At 57.3% G+C, this 241-nt stretch carries 1 pseudogene; it reads left to right on the top strand.

Going from position 1 to position 241, the window contains the following annotated elements:
* Positions 1-241, top strand: a pseudogene (locus SB725_RS33570) (phospholipid ABC transporter ATP-binding protein MlaF); the annotation flags it as partial.

The following is a 241-nucleotide window of genomic DNA, read 5'->3' on the forward strand; positions in this document are numbered from 1 at the left end:
GGTGAAGCTGAGTTCTGAGCTGAACAGCGCGCTGGGCGTGACTTGTGTGGTGGTTTCTCACGATGTGCCGGAAGTGTTAAGTATTGCGGATCACGCCTGGATCCTGGCGGACAAAAAAATTGTCGCTCATGGCAGTGCCCAGGCGTTGCAGGCGAATCCTGATCCGCGCGTACGTCAGTTTCTGGACGGGATAGCTGACGGGCCTGTTCCGTTCCGCTATCCTGCCGGCGATTATCACGCT

The sequence above is a fragment of the Pseudomonas sp. SIMBA_041 genome (assembly GCF_046535095.1).
GTDB classification, from domain to species: Bacteria; Pseudomonadota; Gammaproteobacteria; order Pseudomonadales; family Pseudomonadaceae; genus Aquipseudomonas; species Aquipseudomonas mucoides.